The organism is Streptomyces desertarenae (genome assembly GCF_042681365.1).
Taxonomy (GTDB): domain Bacteria; phylum Actinomycetota; class Actinomycetes; order Streptomycetales; family Streptomycetaceae; genus Streptomyces; species Streptomyces desertarenae.
On sequence record NZ_JBHUFU010000008.1, the window covers coordinates 71,884 to 91,227 of the forward strand.

The following is a 19,344-nucleotide window of genomic DNA, read 5'->3' on the forward strand; positions in this document are numbered from 1 at the left end:
CGCCGCCCGCCCTTCCTGGCGCGGCCGGTCAGGAGGGGCGGGCGGGGGCGGCCGCGCGGCCCCGCCCGGGTCCGCTGCCCGCGGCCCACTCCCGGGGGGAGGTCCAGGCCGCCAGGGTGCGGCGGCTGGCGAAGCGGCGGGGGCGGCCGGTGAGGGGGTCGGTGAACTCCAGGGACGCGGCGAGCAGCTGGAGGGGGCGGCCGAAGTCGTCCGGGGCCCGCTCGACGACCTCCGGGTAGAGCGGGTCGCCCAGGATGGGCACGCCCAGTCCGCTCATGTGAAGCCGCAGCTGGTGGGTGCGCCCGGTGAGCGGGACCAGCCGGTAGCGCCCCAGCCCGCCGCGGTGCTCCAGCAGCTCCACCCGGCTGGCGCTGTTGGGCTCCCCGGGCTCCTCGTACGCGGCGATCACCCCGCGCTCCTTGACGATCCGGTTGCGCACCGTGCGGGGCAGCTCCAGCCCCGGGTCGTGGGGCGCCACCGCCTCGTACTCCTTGTGCACCCGCCGGTCGCGGAAGAGGTTCTGGTAGGCGGCGCGGTGCTCCGGGCGGACGGTGAACATCACCACGCCCGCGGTGAGCCGGTCCAGCCGGTGCGCCGGGCTGAGCGAGGGCAGGTCCAGGTCGCGGCGGAGCCGGGCCAGGGCGGTCTCGGTGACGTGCCGGCCGCGCGGGGTGGTGGCCAGGAAGTGCGGCTTGTCCGCCACGACGAGGACGTCGTCCCGGTACAGCACCTCCACCGCGTAGGGCACCGGGACCTCCTCGGGCAGCTCCCGGTGAAACCACAGGTGGGCGCCCGGCCGGTACGGGGCACCGGGGGCGAGCGGCCCGTCCGCGGCCCACACCTCCCCCGCCTCCAGCAGGGCGTCGATCCGCTCCGGGGCCACCGCGGGCAACCGCTCGACCAGGTGGTCCCGGACGGTCGCCCAGGGGCCGTCGGCGGGCAGCCGGAGGCGGACCGGGTCGATTCCGCGCCGCTGCGGCAGGGGGGAGGGCGGCACCGTGCGTCTGCGTCTCATCGCGTCGCCAAGCCTAGGCCCCGGTCCGGACCGCGGGGACGCGGGCCCGGGGACGGCGGTGCGCCTAGGATCGGGGGCGCCCGCACCCGCACCCGGGAGGTACCGGTGTCCCCCGAAGCGACCCCTCGCGTCCTGACCGACCTCGGCGACCGCGTCGCGGGGGCGGCCCCCGACCGGGCGGGTGCCCTGTGGCGGCTGGCCGAGGCCGGACGGCAGCTCGACGCCAACCTGGTGCGCCTGCCGCCGGGCGCGGAGGTGGGCGGGCACGCCGAGGACGACCTGGACGTGCTGCTGCTCGTGGTCGGCGGCGGCGGCGAGCTGGAGGACGCGGCGGGCGCGCGGCGGGCGCTGGCGCCCCAGGCCCTGGTGTGGCTGCCGCGCACCTCCCGGCGGGCGCTGCGGGCGGGCCCGGAGGGTCTGGTGTACCTGACGGTCCACCGGCGGCGGCCGGGCATGGCCGTCCGCGGACCCGGGTCCGCCGGGCCGGGCACCCCCGGAGGGGGCGGGGCCGACGAGGGCGGCGAGGGGCCGTGCATGCTGGACCGGGTCTGCCCGGAGTGCGGCCGGGTGAACGGGCGCGCCGGTGCCGTCTCCTGCGAGCGGTGCGGCGGGCCGCTGCCGCCCGTCGCGCCGTAGGGCCCGCCGCCGCTCCCCGCGGGGCGGCCGGGGCTCAGGTGCCCCGGCAGCCGTAGAGGAGCAGCAGGAGGACGGCCGTGCCGGCCAGGGTGATCAGGAGCGAGCCGAGGCAGCCGGCCCGGTTGGAGAAGAAGAAGAACACGGTCACCGTCTCAGGGGTCGTCGTCCGTGCGCCCGGCGTGCGCCGGCGCGGCACAGGAGCGGCGGACTGTGCCGCTCCGCTTCACGAGTGCCCCGTGCTGCCCGAGAAAAGCACCCTGGCCAGTTCGTCGTCCAGGGAGGGGCGGACCTTCGCCGAGCACATCCCCCCGGTGGCCTCGTCGACGACCTCGATGACGCAGCGGGCCTCGTGGACGGCCTTGGGCCGGTCGGCGGAGGCGCGCTGCGCGACGCGGTCGAAGAACTCCCGCGGGCTCATCCGCATCCCCGTCTCGGGCTCGTCGGGCGCGTAGGCCACCCGGCGCAGGTGCTCCCCGACCTCGCGCGGGAGCTGGGCGGCCAGCTTCTCCGCGACCGTCGCCGGGACCCGCTCGGCGAGGGTCTCCAGACTGGCCCGGGTGGCGGTCTCGGCGGCGCCCGGGTCGCTGAGCCGGGCGCGGGCCTGTACCTGTCCGAGGAAGGCGTCGTACCGCATGGTTCACTCGTCCCTTCGTCTCCGGCCCCGCCCCGGTACCCGCCCCCGGTGGGCGGAAACCCGCCGGCGCGCGGTGCCCGGCCCCCTCCGGGACGGGGGTCGGGCACCGCGCGCCGGGCGCGCCGGGACGCGCGCCCGCGTCAGCCGCCGGAGCAGGAGACGGCGGGCACGGCCGGGGAACCGGTCGCGGTGAAGCCGAACGCCGTCGAGCCGCCGGGGGCCAGCCGCGCGTTCCAGCCGCTGCCGGTGGCGACCACGGTGTCCCCGGCGCGGGTGAGCACGGCGTTCCAGGCGCTGCCGATGGTGAGGGCGCCGGAGGGGGTCCAGCGCACCTGCCAGCCGTCGAGGGGAGCGGAGGTGTCGTTGCGCACGGTCACCTCGGCCTGGAAGCCGCCGGACCACTGGCTGACGATCCGGTAGTGGGCCGTGCACCGCTCCTGCCCGGGGTCGCCGGGGTCGCCGGGGTCGCCGGGCTCGTCCGGGCCGGTGCCGTCGTAGGTGAGTCCGTGGCCGAGCGGGAACAGCGCCTCCTTGCCGTCCCCGTCGTTGATCGGCTGCTGGCCCGCCGACCGCATCCAGGTCATCGGCAGCTTGCCCGTCGGCGCGTGGTCGCCGTAGAGCACGTCGGCCACCCCGGCGCCCTCGGTGCCCGGCAGCCAGGCGGCGAGCAGCGCGTCCCAGCCGCCGAGCTGCCCCGCGATGTCCAGGGGACGCCCCGAGACGAGCACGACCACCACGGGCACCCCGGCGGCCCGCAGTCTGGAGAGGGTGGCCAGGTCCTCCTGGTCCAGGCCCATCGAGCCGGGCCGGTCGCCCTCCATCTCGGCGTAGGGGGTCTCGCCGACGACGGCCACGGCCACGTCGTAGGAGCCGTCGATGCCGTTGCCGTACCGGTCGTAGACCACCCGGGACGGATCGGACGCGGCGGCCCGCATGCCCTCCAGCACCGTGGTGCCCGGGGTGACGTCGCCGCTGCCGCCCTGCCAGGTGATGGTCCAGCCGCCGCTCTGGTTGCCGATGTCGTCGGCGTTCTTGCCGGCCACGAAGACCTTCGCGGACGTGTCCAGCGGCAGCACCCCGCCGTCGTTCTTCAGCAGTGTCTGGGACTTGCGCACCGCCTCGCGGGCGAGTTCGCGGTGCTCGGCGGAGCCGATGCCGGCGGTGTAGGAGCGGTCGGTGTAGGGGTTCTCGAAGAGGCCCAGTTCGAACTTCTTGGCCAGGATGCGGCGGTTGGCGTCGTCGATGCGCTCCATCGGGACCCGTCCGGCCCGGACCTCACCGCGCAGCAGCTCGATGAACCTGCGGTAGTCGTGCGGCACCATGACCATGTCGATGCCGGCGTTGACCGCGTCGCGGACCTCGGCGGCGGTGAAGCCCTGCCGGCCGTCGAGCTGGTCGACGCCCGCCCAGTCCGAGACCACGAAGCCGGTGAAGCCCAGCTCGCCCTTGAGGACGTCGGTGATCAGGTAGCGGTGGCCGTGCATCTTGACGCCGTTCCAGCTGCTGTAGGAGACCATCACCGAGCCCACGCCCCGCTCCACCGCCTCCCGGAACGGCGGCAGGTGCACCTCGCGCAGCTCGGCCTCGCTCAGCCGGGTGTCGCCCTGGTCGTCGCCGCCGGTGGTGCCCCCGTCGCCGATGTAGTGCTTGGCGGTCGCCAGGATCGATCCGGGGGCGTCGAGCGAGGCGCCCTGGAGGCCGTCGATCAGCGTGGTCATCGCGCTGGGGATCTCGGGCGTCTCGCCGAAGGACTCGTAGGTGCGTCCCCAGCGGTCGTCGCGCGCCACGCACAGGCAGGGCGCGAAGGTCCAGTCGATGCCGGTGCCGGAGACCTCCTCCGCGGTGGCCCGGCCGATGCGCTCCACCAGGCCGGGGTCGCGGGTGGCGCCCAGTCCGATGTTGTGGGGGAAGATCGTGGCGCCCCGCACGTTGTTGTGGCCGTGCACGGCGTCCACGCCGTAGATCACGGGGATGCCCAGCGGGGTGGACAGGGCGGTGCGCTGGAACGAGTCGTACATCTCCGCCCACGCCTGGGGGGTGTTGGGAGTGGGGGCGGAGCCGCCGCCGGAGAGCACCGAGCCGATGCGGTAGGCCGCCAGGTCGGACCGGTTCTCCAGGGCGCCGCGGTCGACCTGGGTCATCTGGCCGATCTTGTCGTCGAGCGACATCCGCGACAGCAGGTCCTCGACCCGGTCGTCCACCGGCAGCGCCGGATCCTCGTAGGCGGGGGCGGGCGGCACGTCGGCCGACGCCGCGGCCGGCGCGGTGCCGTTCAGGGTGCAGGCGACCATCAGGGAGACGGCCGCCCCCGCGGTCAGCCGCCGCAGCCTGTCGCGCACCGCCGTCCGCCCCGGGGCCCGTGCGGGCATCCCTCCCGCCGTGCCCCCCGCCGTCCCCCGCTGCGTTCCTCGCGTCGTCCGTCTCATGGCGGTCCGTCCTTCCGGTGCGGCCGCGTGCACGGCCTGGGTGGGGGGCTCCGGCGCCGGCCCGAGCGCTCCTGCGGCGCCTGGCACGAGGGGGTGAGGGGCGCGGTCCGCCCTTCCGGTGCGGGCCGGCCGCCAGGGCCGTCCGGCCCCGGCGGAGGAGACACCGGGGCCGGACGGGGAACCGGTTCGGCGGCGCGCCCTCATCGCGCCGCCGAACCGGGGGTCCCGTCCGGGAGTCCGGGCGCGGCGGGCCTCCCGGGCGGGCGGTCCGGTTCAGGGGAGCAGGGGCGGCACCGAGTTGCGGACCAGTTCGAGCGCCTGCTCGGGGAACCACTGCCCGGCGGGCGGGGCGACGGTGCCGCGGGCCGGGTCCTCGGGGCCCTCGGTGCCGCGCAGGCACGCGCCGTCCGACTCCCCGGGGATCTTGATCCACAGGCGCGCGTCGTGGAGCGGATCGCCGGTGCGGGTGGTCGGCTGCCGTCCCAGGCCGCGGTCCGGCGGGTTGCACCAGTCCTGCGGGTCCGGGTACTGGTCCGTCTCCGGGTACCACGGGCCCCTGCCGTTGCGGCTGGTGTCGGTGACGAAGTGGGGCTGGTCCGACGGGTCGGGGGTGACGTGCGCGTCCAGCCAGGTCCGGGCGTCGTTCCGGTCGGTCCACTGGTCGGGGCAGGACGCCGGGTCGCCGCCGCCCAGGGTGTGCTCCAGGCAGCCGGAGACCAGCTTGCCGTACCAGGCCAGCTCGTCGTCGGAACGGTAGTTGGAGGCGTTGAGGTAGAAGCCGGCCGTCCGCTCGACCCCGGCCCGCACCAGCCGCGGCACGATGGACCTGACGCTGTGCCAGTTGCTGTGGCCGGCGTCGAGGTAGACGGTCGTGCCGGGCAGGGCGGTGAGGGTCTCGACGGCGTGGCCGATCTCCTCGTAGCGGGCGTCGGTCAGGGTGCCCCGGTCGTCGTCCTGGCCGCAGTCGGAGGGCAGCAGGGCCAGGGAGTCGGGTTCGAGGACGACCAGTGCCCTCCGCGTGCCGATGCCCCTGGCGACCTCGTCGATCCACGCCGTGTACTCGGCGGTGTTCGCGGCGCCGCCCGCCGAGTACTGGGAGCAGTCGCGGCCGGGGACGTTGTAGAGGGAGAGCACCGGCAGGGCGCGCTTGCGCGCGGCGTCCCGCACGATGCCGGCGACCTCCTGCCGGATGCGGCCGTCGTCGCCGCTGCCGTTGAGCCACACGGCCTGGGGCGTGGTCACCATGCGGGCGATGCCGGCGGCGTCCCGGTACTTCCCGGACCGCACCAGCTCTTCGATCTGCGTGCGGGCGTCGGGGTTGGCGGGCGGGGTGTACAGGCGCACCCGTTCCGCTCCGCGCTTCCCGTCCGCGCCGCCGGCCCGGTCGGCGGCCTCCGCCGCCCCGGTGAACCCGGCGGCCAGCAGCAGGGCGGCGGCGGCGCCCGCTCCGGCGGCGATCCCTCTTCTCCGTCTGTGCACGTGCCCGGCTCCTGACGTGAGCATGACTTTGACGACGCGATGGGCGCCCCCGGCGCGGCACGGCCTCCCTCGCCGCTGGGAGCGCTCCCAATCCGCTGCCAGACCTTCCCGCCGTCCACGCCGTCCGTCAAGACCCCCTGCCCCGGTTTTCCGTACCGGCGAGTTCACCCCTCCCCCGGCGGCGACCTGGCACATTGCGGCCGCGAACGACCACACGAGGCGCCGGAGCGGCACCGCGGACGGCCCGCCGCCGCGCTCCTTTAGAGTCGGGGGTATGGCTGCTGACGACGGGAGCGTGCGGATCGACAGCTGGATCTGGTCCGTCCGGCTCACCAAGACGCGCTCGACGGCCGCCGCCGCCTGCCGCGGCGGCCACGTCCGTGTCAACGGGGACCGCGTGAAGCCCGCGCACCCGGTGCGCCCCGGCGACGAGGTGCGGCTGTTCCACCTGGGCCGCGAACGGGTCGTCGTGGTCAAGCGCCTGGTGCGCAAGCGCGTGGGCGCCCCGGTCGCGGCGGAGTGCTACGTCGACAACAGCCCGCCCCCGCCGCCGCCCGAGTACGTCGCCCCCGTCGCCCGGCGCGAGCGCGGCGCGGGCCGGCCGACCAAGCGCGAGCGGCGCGAGACGGAGCGGCTGCGGGGCCGCTGACCGGGGCGGGCAGGACGGGCCGCCGCGCGGTCGGATCCCGTGCCGCACCGGCGGCGGTTCGCCATCGGGAAGACATAGCCCGCCCTGCGTCCGCCGCACCGCCCCGTGCGCGGCCTGCCCGTCCGCGGGGCTGCCCGCGCCGCTCCCGCCCGTGTCGCCCGTTTTCCGGCCGTTCGCCGGACAACGCTCCCATACGCCCGGCACGGAGTCCGCGGAACCGGTTCCGGCGCTCCGTCAGAACCCCCCGGGCCAGGCCCACCACCTGTTTTCTTTTGACATTCCGTATGACTACCATCGCCCCATCCTTCGCCGCTCCCACCAGCGGCGACCCGTCACCGCGAACCACTGCTGGGGAGAGATGGCACTGCGCGCCCGTGCGCCGAAACGGCGGGGCCGATCGGCGAGCGAAACGTTCCACCTGAGTTCGCTCCGCACCGCTCTGCTCGTCCTGACCGTCATACCCAGCCTCGCCCTGGTCGCCCTGTGGGGCACCAGTACCGCCCAGCTGGCCCGCGACTGGCAGGCCCAGCGCGACGAGAAGGCGCTCGCCGCCCAGGCCGGCACCCCGGCCAACACCGTGTACTTCAACCTCCAGGAGGAGCGGCGGCTCACCGCCGAGGCGCTGGCCGCTCCCGGCGACCGCACCCGCACCGCCCTGCGCGAGCAGCGCGCCCGGACCGACGAGGCCCTGGACGCCTTCCACTCGCTGTCCGCCGTCGAGGCGTCCGAGGCCCCCGAGGAGCTGCGGGAGAACGTCTCCCTCACCCGCACGGACATGCTGCGCATCGACCGCATCCGCGAGGACGTGGACGACGGGGTCGCCACCCAGAACGAGGCCTTCCGCTACTTCACCGAGCTGATCGCCGCCGACCTGCGGCTCTTCGAGGCGCTCAGCCGCTCGAAGAACAGCGAGGTCACGGCCCAGGCCCGGGTGCTGATCGACCTCTTCTGGGCCAAGGAGATGCTCTCCCGCGAGGACGCCCTGCTCGCCCGCGGCTGGCAGACCCGCCGGATCAGCCCGACCGAGTACGGCAACCTCGCCGAGTGGATCGGCGCCCAGCAGTTCCTGCTGGAGAGCCGGATCTCGCCCCACCTGCCGCACAAGGACCTGCTGCTCTACCGCCGCATGACCACCGGGGGCGACTGGCAGACCAAGAGCGACGTGGAGCGGTCGCTGCTGGGCGCGCACTCCCACGGCGGCGCGCCGGGGATCCCGCTGCCCGACTCCCGCACCGAGTGGCGCAGGTCCGTGGACGCGCTGACCCCGCAGTTCCAGAAGCTGATCATGACCCGCACCATGGACCTCAACGCGGTCGGCGACGAGGCGGTGCGCGGCCTGCGCAACCGCCTGCTGGGCGCCAGCGCCATCGGCCTGGCCGGGGTCCTGCTGGTCATCTGGATCAGCCTGCGGGTCGCGGGGTCCATGCGGCGCCGCATCTCCTCCCTGCGCGACGAGGCGCTGGAGATGGAGACGAAGCTGCCGCAGGTCGTCGAGCGGCTGCGCAACGGCGAGTCCGTCGACCCCGACACCGAGGTCCCCGAGGTCAGCCACGCGAGCGACGATCTGGGCCGGCTCGGCCAGGCCCTCAACCTCGCGCGCCGCAGCGCCGTGGAGACCGCCGTGCGCGAGACCGAGCAGCACCGCGGCTTCGAGCGGCTGCTCCAGCGCATCGCCCGCCGCACCCAGCTCCTCATCGGCCTGCAGATGAGGAAGCTCGACGAGATGGAGCGCCGTCACGAGGATCCCGAGGTCCTGGAGGGCCTGTTCGACCTCGACCACCTGACGGCCCGGCTGCGCCGCTACGAGGAGAACCTGGTCATCCTCGGCGGCGGGCAGCCGCAGCGGCGCTGGCGCAAGCCGGTCAAGGTGCTCGACGTGCTGCGCGCGGCACTGGGCGAGGTGCAGGACTACCGCCGCATCCAGATCGAGGTCGACGGCCAGCCCTGGCTGACCGGCCGGGCCGTGGGCCCGCTGGTGCACGTGCTGGCCGAGCTGATGGAGAACGCCGCCGCCTTCTCCAAGCCGCCGACTCCCGTGGAGGTGCGGGCCGGCCGGGTCGGACGCGGCCTGGTCGTGGAGATCGAGGACCGCGGCCTGGGCATGGAGCAGGAGGAGTACGAGCGGATCAACCGCCTCGTCGCCGACCCGCCGCAGATGGACATGCTCTCGCGGGCCGACGACGCCCGGCTCGGCCTGTACGTGGTCTCGCGGCTCGCCTCCGGGCTCGGCCTGGGCGTGGAGTTCCGGCCGTCGGTGTTCGGCGGCACCCGGGTGATCGTCCACGTCCCCGAGGAACTGGTCGCCGACGGTCCGGGGACCGGGGACGCGCCGCGGGGCGGGCGCCGGCGCGGGACGCCGGCTCGGGAGGCCGGGGGCGAGTCGCCCCGCCATGAGGCGGACGGCCACGGCGCGGACGGTGCGCCGGAGGACGGCGCGGAACGCGAGGACGGGCCCCGCACGGCGCTGCCCGTCCGCTCCCGGGGCCGGGCGATGTCGGCGGTGGTCCCCTCGGCCGCCGGTCCGCGCACCGCCCCGGGCACGGGCCGCACCGGGGCCGAGCACGCCGGGGCGTCCGCCCCCGGTGAGGACGAGCCGGCCGCGCAGCACCCCCGGGACGCGGCGTCCGCCGGGGAGGACACGCGGGCCGGAGGGACCGGCGGGGACCCGGAGCCGGACGCGGCGACCCGGCCGCTGCCGCGCCGGGTCCGCCAGGCCAGCCTCGCCCCCGAGCTGCGCGAGCCCGCCCCCCGGACCGGCGCCGACGACGAGGACACGCTCACCCTCCGCTCGGAGCCCGCCCGGTCCGGAGCCGCCATCGGCGCCTTCCAGCGGCAGTCCCGGATCGCCAGGCGACGGGCCGCCGCTCCCGACGACGCATCCTCCTCCTCGACCGGCGGCAGCACGCCGGGTCAGAGCCGACCCACGACGGAAGACCGAACATGACACAGCGAACCACCGCCACCAACCAAGACCTGGACTGGCTGCTGGACGGTCTGGTGGAACAGGTGCCCGGCACCCGGCACGCCATCGTCCTCTCCGACGACGGCCTGGTCGTCAGCCAGTCGGGCACCATCGAGCGCACCGACGCCGAGCGCCTGGCCGCCATCGCCACCGGTCAGCAGAGCCTGGCCCGCGGCATCGACGAACTGTTCGACGGCGGTCCGGTGCAGCAGGTCATCGTGGAGCTGGCCGACCTGTGGCTGTTCATCACCGCCGCCGGCAAGGGCACCCACCTGGCCGTCGTCGCCTCCCAGGACGTGGACGCCGAGGTGATGGCCGTGGCCATGCACACCCTCGTCCAGCAGGTCGGCCAGAAGCTGGGCACCGAGACCCGGGCCGACGTCTCGGCCTCCGGCGGGGGTGGACGTGTGTGAACCACTGGACGGACCGCCTGGAGTCCGACGACGGGGAGGACCCGCTGGTCCGGCCGTACACCATCACCCGGGGCCGTACGGCCCCCCGGCGGGACGACCTCACGCTGATCACGGTGGTGACGACGGTCGAGCCCGACGAGACCCGGCCCGCCGGACGGCGGCTGGAACCCGAGCACCGGGCGATCCTGGAGCAGTGCCGTGAACCGGCCGCGGTGGCGGAGATCGCCGCGGAACTGGACCTGCCCGTGTCGGTGACGAAGATCCTGATCGGCGACCTCGAGGCGCTGGGCAGGGTGACGACCCGTCCGCCCCTGGCGGCCGAGCGAAGTGGTGGACTGAACCTTGAGATTCTGCAGGCGGTGAGGGATGGGCTCCAGAGACTCTGACGGCGCGACCGCGACGGGGCCGGTGGCCGTCAAGATCCTGGTCGCCGGCGGTTTCGGGGTGGGGAAGACCACCATGGTGGGGGCGGTCAGCGAGGTGACGCCCCTGCGCACCGAGGAGTACCTCACCGAGGCGAGCATGGGGGTCGACGACACCGACGGGCTGGCCGAGAAGACCACCACCACGGTGGCGCTCGACTTCGGCCGCATCACCATCGACCCGGGCCTGGTCGTCTACCTCTTCGGCACCCCGGGCCAGGAGCGCTTCTGGTTCATGTGGAACGACCTGGTCAACGGCGCGCTGGGGGCGGTCGTCCTGGTCGACACCCGGCGACTGGAGGTCAGCTTCGCCTCGATCGACTTCTTCGAGAGCCGCGGCATCCCCTTCGTGGTGGGCGTCAACTGCTTCCACGGCCGCTGCGACCGCACCGCGGAGGAGGTGCGCGACGCCCTCGACCTCGACCCCGGCGTGCCGCTGCTGATGGGCGACGTGCGGCGGCCCGAGGCGGGCCGCGACCTGCTGGTCGCCCTGATCGACCTGCTGATGTCCCGGTCGGAGGCGGCCGCCGCCGCTCCGGTGGGCTGACGCGGGCGTCCCCGCCCCTCCTCCGTCCCCTCCCGCCCGCATCCCGGCGCGGCAGGGGGCGGGCGCCCGTGCCCGCCCCCTGCCGCGCCCCGCTCCCGCACGTCCCCCGAAAGGAAGCCATGTCCCCGGCCCGTACCGTCCTCATCGTCGGAGGCGGCGTCTCCGGCAACGCCCTCGCCGTCCTGCTGCGCCGCGCCGGCGTGGGCGTCGACCTCGTGGAGCTCTCCCCCGACGGGAACGTCCAGGGCTCGGGCATCACCCTGCAGGGCAACGCCCTGCGCGTGCTGCGCGAGGTCGGCGTGTGGGAGGAGGTGCGGCGTGCGGGGTTCGGCTTCGACACCCTCGGGCTGATCGCGCCCGACGGCACGGTGCTGCACGTCGCCGAGGACATCCGCACCGGGGGCCCCGACCTGCCCGCCACGATGGGCATGGGCCGGCCCGACCTCCAGCGCGCCCTGGCCGGTGCGGCCCGCGCCGGCGGGGCCCGCGTCCGGCTCGGCTGCACCGTTCAGTCCCTGGAGCAGGACGGCGACGGGGTGGACGTCCGCCTCACCGACGGCACCGCCGCCCGCTACGACCTGGTGGTCGCCGCCGACGGCCTGGGCTCCCCCACCCGCGCCCTGATCGGCATCGACGACCGGCCCGAGCCCACCGGCATGGGCATCTGGCGCGTCACCGCCCCCCGCCCCGCGGGCGTGGAGCGCACCGACCTGGCCTACGGCGGGCCGGCGTTCATCGCCGGCTACTGCCCGACGGGCGAGGACTCCCTCTACGCCTACCTCGTCGAGCCCAAGCGGGACCGCGCCGAGCTGCCGCCGGCCTCGTACGCGGAGGAGATGCGGCGGCTCGCCGCCGGGTACGGGGGCGCCTGGAAGGAGATCGCGGCGTCCATCACGGACTCCTCCCGGATCAACTACACCTGGTTCCACCGCCTGCTGGTGGAGGGCCCCTGGCACCGCGGCCGGGTCGTCCTCGTCGGCGACGCCGCCCACGCCTGCCCGCCCACCCTGGCGCAGGGCGCGGCGATGTCCCTGGAGGACGCCCTCGTGCTGGCCGAGCTGCTCACCGCCCGCGCCGACTGGGACGGGGAGCTGTTCGCCGCGTACCGGGAGCGCCGGATGCCGCGCGTGCGGATGGTCGTGGAGAACTCGGTGCAGCTCGGCCGGTGGCTGATGGACGGGGTGCGCGACGCCGACGTGCCCGGGTTGATCGGCCGGACCATGGCGGTGCTGAGCGAGCGCCCGTAGCGCCTCCGGCCGCTCCGGCGGGACGGCGGCGCGAGGAGGCGGAGCCCGCCGGGCGGGCGGCGGCCTCCCGGCACCCCCCAACATCCGCTTATCGTTCCGCCATGTTCGACTCTCGGCACATCAGGACCTTCCACGAGGTGGTCCGCACCGGCTCGTACACGGCGGCGGCCCGCGCGCTGGGCTACACCCAGCCCGCGGTCACCCAGCAGATGAAGGCCCTGGAGCGGTCCGTGGGCACCCCGCTGTTCCTGCGGGTCGGGCGGCGGATGCGGCTGACCGAGGCCGGGGAGGCGCTGTCCCGCCACGCGGGCGTGATCCTGGACAGCATGGCCACCGCCCAGCAGCAGATGGCGGCGCTGACCCGGCTGCGCGCGGGGCGGGTGCGGGTGTGCGCGTTCCCCAGTGCCGGGGCCACGCTGGTGCCGGAGGCGCTGGCGCGGCTGGCGGCCGACCACCCCGGCGTGCGGGTGGAGCTCCAGGAGAGCGAGCCCCCCGAGTCGCTGGACCGCGTGGTGCGCGGCGAGTGCGACATCACCCTGGCCTTCACCTACCCCGGGCTGCGCGAGCAGGTGCCCGAGGAGCTGGTGGAGATCCCGCTGCTGGAGGACCAGCTCACCGTGCTGATGCCCACCGGGCACCCGATGGCGCGCAGACGGGCGGTCCGCCTGGCGGAGCTGGCGGACGAGCGCTGGATCGCCGGGTGCCTGCGCTGCCGGACCAACTTCCTCCACGAGTGCGCCGAACTGGGGTTCGCCCCGGACATCGTCTTCACCACCGACGACAACCTCGTGGTGCAGAGCCTGGTGGCCGAGGGGCTCGGCATCGCGATGATGCCCGGGCTGGTGCTCTCCTTCCTGGTGCACCGGAAGGTCACCGGCCGCGCCCTGGACCCGGCGGCCCGGCGGCAGGTCTCCGCCTACGTGCTCCGCGAGCACCTGCGGATACCCGCCACCGCGCTGGTCCTGGAGGGGCTGAAGGCGGTGGCCGCGGACCGGGTCGGCTGCTGACCGCCCGGCGTGGACCATAAGCAGAACTTGGGAGGATGCGAAGGAACCGTCGTTGGACGTGATGGGTGATCGGCGCCAGGCTGCCGTCATGGCCGCTTCCACCCACTCCCCCGCAGCCCCCTCCGCCGCGCGCACCCCCGCCCCGCGGACGACCGACCGGCTCACCGCCCTCGTCGGCGACATCCGCGAGGCCGTGGGACGCGGGCTCCCCCCGGACCTGACCGCTTACCTCGTCGGCGAGAGGCTGGCACCCCACCTCGGCGCCGCCGACCTGCTCACCCCCGCCCAGCGCGAGGGCGACCCCGGGCGCTACCGCCAGCACCTGCTGCACGCCGAGGCGGACGGCAGCTTCTCGGTCGTCGCCCTGGTCTGGCTGCCGGGGCAGCGCACCTCCGTGCACGACCACGTCGCCTGGTGCGTCACCGGCGTCCACGAGGGCGAGGAGCACGAGCGCCGCTACCGGCTGGTGCCCGCCGCGTCCCCCGGCGGCCGGGCCCGGCTGGTCGCCACCGAGGACGTGGTGAACCCGCGGGGGGCGGTGTGCGGTTTCGCGCCCCCCGGCGACATCCACCGCGTCTGGAACGGCTGCTCGCACAAGGCCGTGTCCCTCCACGTCTACGGCGCGGACATCTCCCGGCTGGGCACCAGCGTCCGCCGCGTCTACGACCTGCCGGCCGACCGCTGATGGCGCTGCTCGGGGAGCGCCCGGGGAAGACCGCCGGCAGCGGCGCCGGAACCGGCCCGCCCGCGCGGTCCCCGGCCGCCGGTGCGGACGGTTCGGGCGGCACCGGCCGGTGCACCGGGCCGCGGGAGCGGCGGCGGACGCCCGGGCCGCTGCCCGGCCTCGCCCTCGCCTGCTGCGGAACGGCGGCGGCCTGGACCGTCCACCGGCTGCTGCCGGGGGTGCCGATGCTGACCGCGGCCGTCGTGCTGGGCGTCGTCGCCGCCCACCTGCCGGGCACGGGGCGCCTGTCGGGCGGGCCGGGGCGGCCGGGCCTGTCGCTGGCCGGGAAGCGGCTGATGCGGATCGGCGTGGTCCTGCTGGGGCTGGAGCTGAGCCTGGGCGACGTGCTGGGACTGGGCTGGGCGACCTTCGCGATGGTGCCCGCGGTGGTGGCGGCGACCTTCGCCGGCACCCTCTGGCTGGGACGCAGGCTGGGCCTGCCCGGCGACCAGCCGCTGCTGGTCGCCACCGGCTACTCGATCTGCGGCGCCTCCGCCATCGGCGCCGTCGGCGAGGCGCGCGGGAGCGACGAGCGCGACGCGGCCGCCTCGGTCGCGCTGGTCACCCTGTGCGGCACCCTGGCCGTCGTCGTCCTGCCGCTGCTGCACCATCCCCTCGGTCTGGACGACACCGGGTTCGGACGGTGGGTCGGCGCCGGGGTGCACGACGTGGGCCAGGTCGTGGCCGCCGCGCGGACCGCGGGCCCGGAGGCGCTGGGCGAGGCAGTGCTGGTGAAGCTGGTGCGGGTGCTGCTGCTGGCCCCGCTGGTCGCCGCGGTGGCCGTGGCGGCGGCCCGCCGGGGACGGCGCCGGGACGCGGAGGGGCGCGGCCCGGCGGCGGGGGCGCGGACCCGGCGCCCTCCCCTGGTACCGCTGTTCGTGGCCGGCTTCCTGGCGGCCGTCGCGGTGCGCACCGCCGGGCTGCTGCCCGCCGGCGCGCTCGCGGCCACCGCGACGGTCCGGGAGTTCGTGCTGGCCACCGCCCTGTTCGGGTTGGGCAGCGCCGTCCACCTGCCGTCCCTGGCGCGCACCGGCCGGAGGCTGGCCCTGCTGGGCGCCCTGTCCTGGGCGGTCGTCGCCGGGGTCTCCTACGCCGGTGTGCTGCTGACCACCTGACCCCCTCCCGGGGCGCCCCGGGGAGCGCTCCCCCGCTCCCCGGGGGCGTCCCGGCGACTCCTGCGCCGTCCGCTCCGCCCCGGAGGGGCCTCCCGCCTGCAGGGCGGGCGGGGACCGCGCGGAGGCCGGTGCCCGGTCCAGCGCATCCCCGCGTGACGCCGTCCCGGCAACCGGGTGACGGGGGGTTTCCAGAACGTGACATGAACGCTACAGTTCTATGGGAGCGCTCCCACGCCCCCGTTCGACCGGGTTCCGGAGCGGCGCCGTCCCCCAGCGCCGCCATCCGCCCGTTCCGCGCGCGGCCCCGGGACCGGCCGCCGCCGGGACGGCCCCGGCCGGACGGGCGGCAGGCACGAGACGCACCGGAACCGCCGTGCGCGCGGACGGGCGCACCGCCTCGCGCCCGTGCGGGCCCGGCCCGCACGGGCACCCCGACAAGGAGAGTCACATGCCCCCCACACCGCGTCCGCCCCGCAGGCGGCCGGCCGCCGCGCTCGTCCTGGCCGCACTCGCCTCCGCCGGGGCCGCCGGTGTCCCGACGGCCGCCGCGGCACCGGCGGCCCCGCCGTCCGCGCCGACGGCGTCCGCCGCCGCGCAGTGCCCGCCGGACGGCTTCTGCGAGGACTTCGAGGACCAGGACGGCCCGCAGCCCTCCGGCCGCTGGACCGCCGGGCCCCCAACTGCTCCGGCACCGGCACCGCGCGCGTGGACACCGCGGTCGCCCGCAGCGGCGGCAGGTCCCTGCGGATCGACGGCGGGGGCGGCTACTGCAACCACGTCTTCGTCGGCACTCCGCTGGACGACGTGGACACCTCCGGCGCCCTCTGGGGCCGCTTCCACGTCCGCCACACCACGCCGCTGCCCGCCGCCCACGTCACGTTCGCGGCCCTGCGCGACGCGGCCGACGGCGGCAAGGACCTGCGGATGGGCGGGCAGAACGGCGCCCTGCAGTGGAACCGCGAGTCCGACGACGCGACCCTGCCCGAGCAGAGCCCCAACGGGGTGGCGATGAGCCGCCCGCTGCCGACCGGCACCTGGACGTGCGTGGAGTTCCGCGTCGACGGGGCCGCGGGGCACCTGGAGACGTGGGTGGACGGCCGGGCCGTCGAGGGGCTGGCCGTCGACGGGACCCCCACGCACGACATCGACGGCCAGTGGCTGCGCAGGGCGGGCTGGCGGCCCTCGCTCACGGACCTGAGGCTCGGCTGGGAGAGCTACGGCGGCGATGCCGACACCCTGTGGTTCGACGACGTCGCCGTCGGCGGCTCCCGCATCGGCTGCTGAGACCCGCGGCCCCCTCCCCTCCGGACCCCCCACGGGAGAAGCCCCCGGCGCGCGCCGCCCCACCGGTCCGGGTGCGCGCCGGGGGTGGGGGCGGCACCCGGTGGCCCCGTGGCCGCCTCCGCCTCCGCCACCGCGGCCCCCTCCTCCCCCGGCCCTTCCGCCGCGTCCGGACGTGGCACACGTCTCACCGGCGCTCCGGCATGGCCGCCCCGGCGGCGGGTAGCTGCCCGCCGGTTTGCGTCGTGCGGCGCCGTGACCGCGATGCGGGCACGGCACGGTCGCGCGATCGGCCCGTGAAACGATCGGAGGCGGTGGCGCCGGCGCCGCCCCGAGGGGCGCCCGCGGCGCCGTGAGACGACTGGCACGACGAGTGAGGAAGGACAGCGGCATGACGACGACCGCCACCCGGAGCGACAACCCCCCCATCTACGAGAGCCTGCTGGAGGAGCTCGGCGACGTCCCCACCCAGACGCGCGAGGCGGCCGAGCGAATACAGCGCGAGACCAGGGAGGCGCTGGACTGGAGAGGTCTGGGGACCCCGGAGCACCGGCCGGAGTGAACGGCCCCGCCGTCCGGCGCCCGCCCCGCCCGGGGCGGGCGCTTCTCTGTGCGCCGGGAAGCCCGCGGAGACCGGCCCCCGCGCCGGGCGCGTGCCGCCGTGTGTCAGGCGGTGGCCGGGATCGGGACGAGGAAGTACTCGCGGCCGTCCCGGTCCACCACCCGCACCGGGTGCGAGGGCAGCGAGCCGAAGACGGCCTCCGCGACGGCCTCGGGGGCGTCGTCGGCGCTGAGGGGCGGCCTGAGGGCGGCCCGGATCGCCTCGCGGGAGGTCGGCGAGGGGGTCTTGCGCCCGGCGGAGTCGGCGCACTCGTCGATCTGCTCGTCGCTCAGGTCGGGGCCGTAGCCCCTGCGGCGCGCCTCGGCCGCCACCACGGTGGCCAGCGCGGCGCGGTTGTGGTCGCGGCAGACGTCGCCGGGCGTTCCCTTGGGCTGGAAGTGGCGTGCGGTTCCGATCGAGGACAACGCTGCCTCCGTGGAGTGTGGAGGGGACCGGCCCGGCGTCTTCCACGCGGCGGCGCGCGGGGGTCCGCCGGCCCGATGGAGGAAGGCCCCGGTCGAGACGGGGGAGAACTCGACCGGGGCCGGCTTGGGGGCGGTCGGCCGGCGACGGGCTCGCCCCTGGACGGGGAAGCCTCCGCGCCGCGGCCATCCGCTTCTGATTCAACGGTAAACCACCCACGGTTGTTCCCGCACACCGGGGTCCGGAGGGGGTGCCTGCCGGTGCGGGCCGCCTTCCCCGGGAGGGTGCGGAGGGCGCCGGAGGACCGCCCCCCGGGATGAGACCCCGTCCGTCCGGGTGAGAGGGCCAGGGTTGGGTAGCGGAACACCATGAGGACAAACCGCCCCATCTCTCACATACTCCTGGGACGGCGGGCGGCTCTGCTCTGGGCTGCCCTGCTTGCCGTCGCCACCGTCTTCATCGCCCCGATGGGCGACGCACGGGCGGCCACCGACCTGGACAAGGTCGCCGCCGCCCTCCGCGACGACCCGGTCTTCGTCGACCCGGCCGCCTCCGACAAGCTCTCCGACACCGAGGCCGAGCAGCTCACCGAGCAGATCCGGGACGGCGACGTGCCGATCTACGTCGCCGTGCTCCCCGAGGACTCCTCCTACGACGGCGAAGCCGTCTTCGACCGGCTGCGTTCGGAGGTGGACCGTCCGGGCGTGTACGCCGTGGCGCTCGGCTCGCGGTTCGGCGCGGCCTCGGACTCCGACGTGCTGCCCGGCTCCGCGGCCGGCGAGCTCGCCCAGCGCAACCTGCGGGAGCACTCCGGCGAGCCCGACCGCATCCTCGGCGGCTTCGTCACCGACGTGCAGTCCGCCGCCCGCGACGGCGGAGGCGGCGGTTACGGCGACCGGGACGGCACCGGCTCCGGCGGAGGCGGCGGTGGCCTGCTGGTGGGCTTCCTCGCCGTCCTGGCGGTGTTCGTGCTCGGCGGCGTGTTCCTGACCCGGCGCTCGCGCAAGCAGCGCGAGCGGGAGGAGCAGGCCGAGCTGGAGCAGGTGCGCGCGGCAGTCGAGGAGGACATCACCTCCTACGGCGAGACCCTGGACCGGCTGGACTTCTCCCCCTCCGCCCCGGACGTCGACCAGGAGATGATCGACGACTACCGGCGGGCGCTGGACGCCTACGAGAAGGCCAAGGACGCCTCCGCCGCGGCCCGGCGCCCCGCCGACATGCGGGCGGTCACCGAAGCGCTGGAGGACGGCAGGTTCGCCCTGACCGTGCTGGAGGCCCGCCGTGAGGGACGGGAGCTGCCCGAGCACAGGCCGCCGTGCTTCTTCGATCCGCGGCACGGACCGTCGGTGCGGGACGTGGAGTGGGCTCCCCCCGGCGGCGCGCCCCGCGACGTGCCGGTCTGCGCGGCCGACGCCACCCGGATCGAGGACGGTCTGGACCCGGCGGTGCGGACGGTGCCGACGCAGACCGGCGAGCGGGTGCCGTACTGGGACGCGGGTCCGGCCTACGGTCCGTGGATGGGCGGCTACTACGGGGGCTACGGCTCGATGCTGCTGCCGGGCCTGCTGTTCGGGACGGTCCTGGGCAGCAGCATGGGCGGCTACGGGTACGGCTACGGCGGGGGGTACGGCGGAGGCGACGACTTCGGCGGAGGGTTCGGGGGCGGCGACTTCGGCGGAGGCTTCGACGGAGGCGGTTTCGGGGGCGGCGGCGACTTCTGAGCCGGTCCTGCGGCTCCCGCCCCCTCCGCCGCCCCGGCGGCG

The 19,344-nt window shown here is 76.0% G+C and carries 18 protein-coding genes; 13 read left to right on the forward strand and 5 right to left on the reverse strand.

Annotation, left to right across the window (positions count from 1 at the left end):
* Positions 1-28 precede the first annotated feature (28 nt).
* Positions 29-1,015: an RluA family pseudouridine synthase gene (locus ACFSJS_RS14975; protein WP_380900434.1), complete on the reverse strand. Its 987-nt coding sequence runs from the start codon at positions 1,013-1,015 to the stop codon at positions 29-31.
* Positions 1,016-1,120: 105 nt separating this feature from the next.
* On the opposite strand from ACFSJS_RS14975, the gene ACFSJS_RS14980 reads away from it, so the two are divergent.
* On the forward strand, positions 1,121-1,651 hold the full coding sequence (locus ACFSJS_RS14980) for a hypothetical protein (RefSeq protein ID WP_380900436.1): 531 nt from the start codon (positions 1,121-1,123) through the stop codon (positions 1,649-1,651).
* 223 nt (positions 1,652-1,874) lie between these two features.
* On the opposite strand, the gene ACFSJS_RS14985 is transcribed toward ACFSJS_RS14980, so the two are convergent.
* The 3 genes from ACFSJS_RS14985 to ACFSJS_RS14995 all read right to left on the reverse strand — a co-directional run bounded on the left by ACFSJS_RS14985 (position 1,875) and on the right by ACFSJS_RS14995 (position 6,190).
* Positions 1,875-2,285, reverse strand: a complete 411-nt coding sequence (locus ACFSJS_RS14985) for a DUF2267 domain-containing protein (protein WP_380900438.1) — start codon at positions 2,283-2,285, stop codon at positions 1,875-1,877.
* A 140-nt stretch (positions 2,286-2,425) separates the two neighbouring features.
* The gene (locus ACFSJS_RS14990) at positions 2,426-4,654 is read right to left on the reverse strand and encodes a glycoside hydrolase family 3 N-terminal domain-containing protein (RefSeq protein ID WP_380900440.1); all 2,229 of its coding nucleotides are present in this window, start codon (positions 4,652-4,654) and stop codon (positions 2,426-2,428) included.
* Between the two features lie 330 nt (positions 4,655-4,984).
* Positions 4,985-6,190 (reverse strand): glycoside hydrolase family 6 protein, encoded by a 1,206-nt coding sequence (locus ACFSJS_RS14995; RefSeq protein ID WP_380900442.1) that lies wholly within the window; start codon positions 6,188-6,190, stop codon positions 4,985-4,987.
* 274 nt (positions 6,191-6,464) lie between these two features.
* On the opposite strand from ACFSJS_RS14995, the gene ACFSJS_RS15000 reads away from it, so the two are divergent.
* From ACFSJS_RS15000 to ACFSJS_RS15050, 11 genes are all read left to right on the forward strand, one after another.
* Positions 6,465-6,839: an RNA-binding S4 domain-containing protein gene (locus ACFSJS_RS15000; protein ID WP_380900444.1), complete on the forward strand. Its 375-nt coding sequence runs from the start codon at positions 6,465-6,467 to the stop codon at positions 6,837-6,839.
* Positions 6,840-7,197: 358 nt separating this feature from the next.
* Positions 7,198-9,783, forward strand: coding sequence for a sensor histidine kinase (locus tag ACFSJS_RS15005; RefSeq protein WP_380900446.1), 2,586 nt, complete (start codon positions 7,198-7,200; stop codon positions 9,781-9,783).
* A complete protein-coding gene (locus ACFSJS_RS15010) occupies positions 9,780-10,214 on the forward strand; it encodes a roadblock/LC7 domain-containing protein (RefSeq protein WP_380900448.1) in 435 nt (144 codons plus the stop codon). The genes ACFSJS_RS15005 and ACFSJS_RS15010 overlap by 4 nt, the downstream gene beginning before the upstream one ends.
* Positions 10,211-10,600 (forward strand): DUF742 domain-containing protein, encoded by a 390-nt coding sequence (locus tag ACFSJS_RS15015; RefSeq protein ID WP_380900450.1) that lies wholly within the window; start codon positions 10,211-10,213, stop codon positions 10,598-10,600. The genes ACFSJS_RS15010 and ACFSJS_RS15015 overlap by 4 nt, the downstream gene beginning before the upstream one ends.
* Entirely contained in the window at positions 10,581-11,183 is a 603-nt protein-coding gene (locus ACFSJS_RS15020; RefSeq protein WP_380900452.1) for a GTP-binding protein, read from the forward strand. The genes ACFSJS_RS15015 and ACFSJS_RS15020 overlap by 20 nt, the downstream gene beginning before the upstream one ends.
* Before the next feature lie 119 nt (positions 11,184-11,302).
* Entirely contained in the window at positions 11,303-12,430 is a 1,128-nt protein-coding gene (locus tag ACFSJS_RS15025; RefSeq protein ID WP_380900454.1) for an FAD-dependent oxidoreductase, read from the forward strand.
* 101 nt (positions 12,431-12,531) lie between these two features.
* Positions 12,532-13,437, forward strand: coding sequence for a LysR family transcriptional regulator (locus ACFSJS_RS15030; RefSeq protein ID WP_380900456.1), 906 nt, complete (start codon positions 12,532-12,534; stop codon positions 13,435-13,437).
* Positions 13,438-13,525: 88 nt separating this feature from the next.
* Positions 13,526-14,122 carry a cysteine dioxygenase family protein gene (locus ACFSJS_RS15035; RefSeq protein WP_380900458.1) on the forward strand — a complete coding sequence of 199 codons (597 nt, stop codon included), beginning with the start codon at positions 13,526-13,528 and terminating at the stop codon, positions 14,120-14,122.
* A complete protein-coding gene (locus ACFSJS_RS15040; protein ID WP_380900460.1) occupies positions 14,122-15,276 on the forward strand; it encodes a YeiH family protein in 1,155 nt (384 codons plus the stop codon). Before ACFSJS_RS15035 ends, ACFSJS_RS15040 begins: the two co-directional genes overlap by 1 nt.
* A 705-nt stretch (positions 15,277-15,981) precedes the next feature.
* On the forward strand, positions 15,982-16,560 hold the full coding sequence (locus ACFSJS_RS15045; protein ID WP_380900462.1) for a hydrolase: 579 nt from the start codon (positions 15,982-15,984) through the stop codon (positions 16,558-16,560).
* 388 nt (positions 16,561-16,948) lie between these two features.
* Positions 16,949-17,119 (forward strand): hypothetical protein, encoded by a 171-nt coding sequence (locus tag ACFSJS_RS15050; protein WP_380900464.1) that lies wholly within the window; start codon positions 16,949-16,951, stop codon positions 17,117-17,119.
* 104 nt (positions 17,120-17,223) lie between these two features.
* Here the strand turns inward: ACFSJS_RS15050 and ACFSJS_RS15055 are convergent, their stop codons facing one another.
* The gene (locus ACFSJS_RS15055) at positions 17,224-17,583 is read right to left on the reverse strand and encodes a hypothetical protein (protein ID WP_380900466.1); all 360 of its coding nucleotides are present in this window, start codon (positions 17,581-17,583) and stop codon (positions 17,224-17,226) included.
* Between the two features lie 465 nt (positions 17,584-18,048).
* Here ACFSJS_RS15055 and ACFSJS_RS15060 point away from each other — a divergent pair, with 465 nt between their 5' ends.
* Positions 18,049-19,302, forward strand: coding sequence for a hypothetical protein (locus ACFSJS_RS15060; protein WP_380900468.1), 1,254 nt, complete (start codon positions 18,049-18,051; stop codon positions 19,300-19,302).
* Positions 19,303-19,344 lie beyond the last annotated feature (42 nt).

What these genes read in the sequence shown, in the direction of transcription:
- ACFSJS_RS15060 (WP_380900468.1), top strand. Translation starts at nt 18,049, where the DNA reads ATGGGCGACGCACGGGCGGCCACCGACCTGGACAAGGTCGCCGCCGCC.
- ACFSJS_RS15005 (WP_380900446.1), top strand. Translation starts at nt 7,198, where the DNA reads ATGGCACTGCGCGCCCGTGCGCCGAAACGGCGGGGCCGATCGGCGAGC.
- ACFSJS_RS15030 (WP_380900456.1), top strand. Translation starts at nt 12,532, where the DNA reads ATGTTCGACTCTCGGCACATCAGGACCTTCCACGAGGTGGTCCGCACC.
- ACFSJS_RS14975 (WP_380900434.1), bottom strand. Translation starts at nt 1,015, where the DNA reads ATGAGACGCAGACGCACGGTGCCGCCCTCCCCCCTGCCGCAGCGGCGC.
- ACFSJS_RS15050 (WP_380900464.1), top strand. Translation starts at nt 16,949, where the DNA reads ATGACGACGACCGCCACCCGGAGCGACAACCCCCCCATCTACGAGAGC.
- ACFSJS_RS14990 (WP_380900440.1), bottom strand. Translation starts at nt 4,654, where the DNA reads ATGCCCGCACGGGCCCCGGGGCGGACGGCGGTGCGCGACAGGCTGCGG.
- ACFSJS_RS14985 (WP_380900438.1), bottom strand. Translation starts at nt 2,285, where the DNA reads ATGCGGTACGACGCCTTCCTCGGACAGGTACAGGCCCGCGCCCGGCTC.
- ACFSJS_RS15035 (WP_380900458.1), top strand. Translation starts at nt 13,526, where the DNA reads ATGGCCGCTTCCACCCACTCCCCCGCAGCCCCCTCCGCCGCGCGCACC.
- ACFSJS_RS15000 (WP_380900444.1), top strand. Translation starts at nt 6,465, where the DNA reads ATGGCTGCTGACGACGGGAGCGTGCGGATCGACAGCTGGATCTGGTCC.
- ACFSJS_RS15025 (WP_380900454.1), top strand. Translation starts at nt 11,303, where the DNA reads ATGTCCCCGGCCCGTACCGTCCTCATCGTCGGAGGCGGCGTCTCCGGC.
- ACFSJS_RS15040 (WP_380900460.1), top strand. Translation starts at nt 14,122, where the DNA reads ATGGCGCTGCTCGGGGAGCGCCCGGGGAAGACCGCCGGCAGCGGCGCC.
- ACFSJS_RS15010 (WP_380900448.1), top strand. Translation starts at nt 9,780, where the DNA reads ATGACACAGCGAACCACCGCCACCAACCAAGACCTGGACTGGCTGCTG.
- ACFSJS_RS15020 (WP_380900452.1), top strand. Translation starts at nt 10,581, where the DNA reads ATGGGCTCCAGAGACTCTGACGGCGCGACCGCGACGGGGCCGGTGGCC.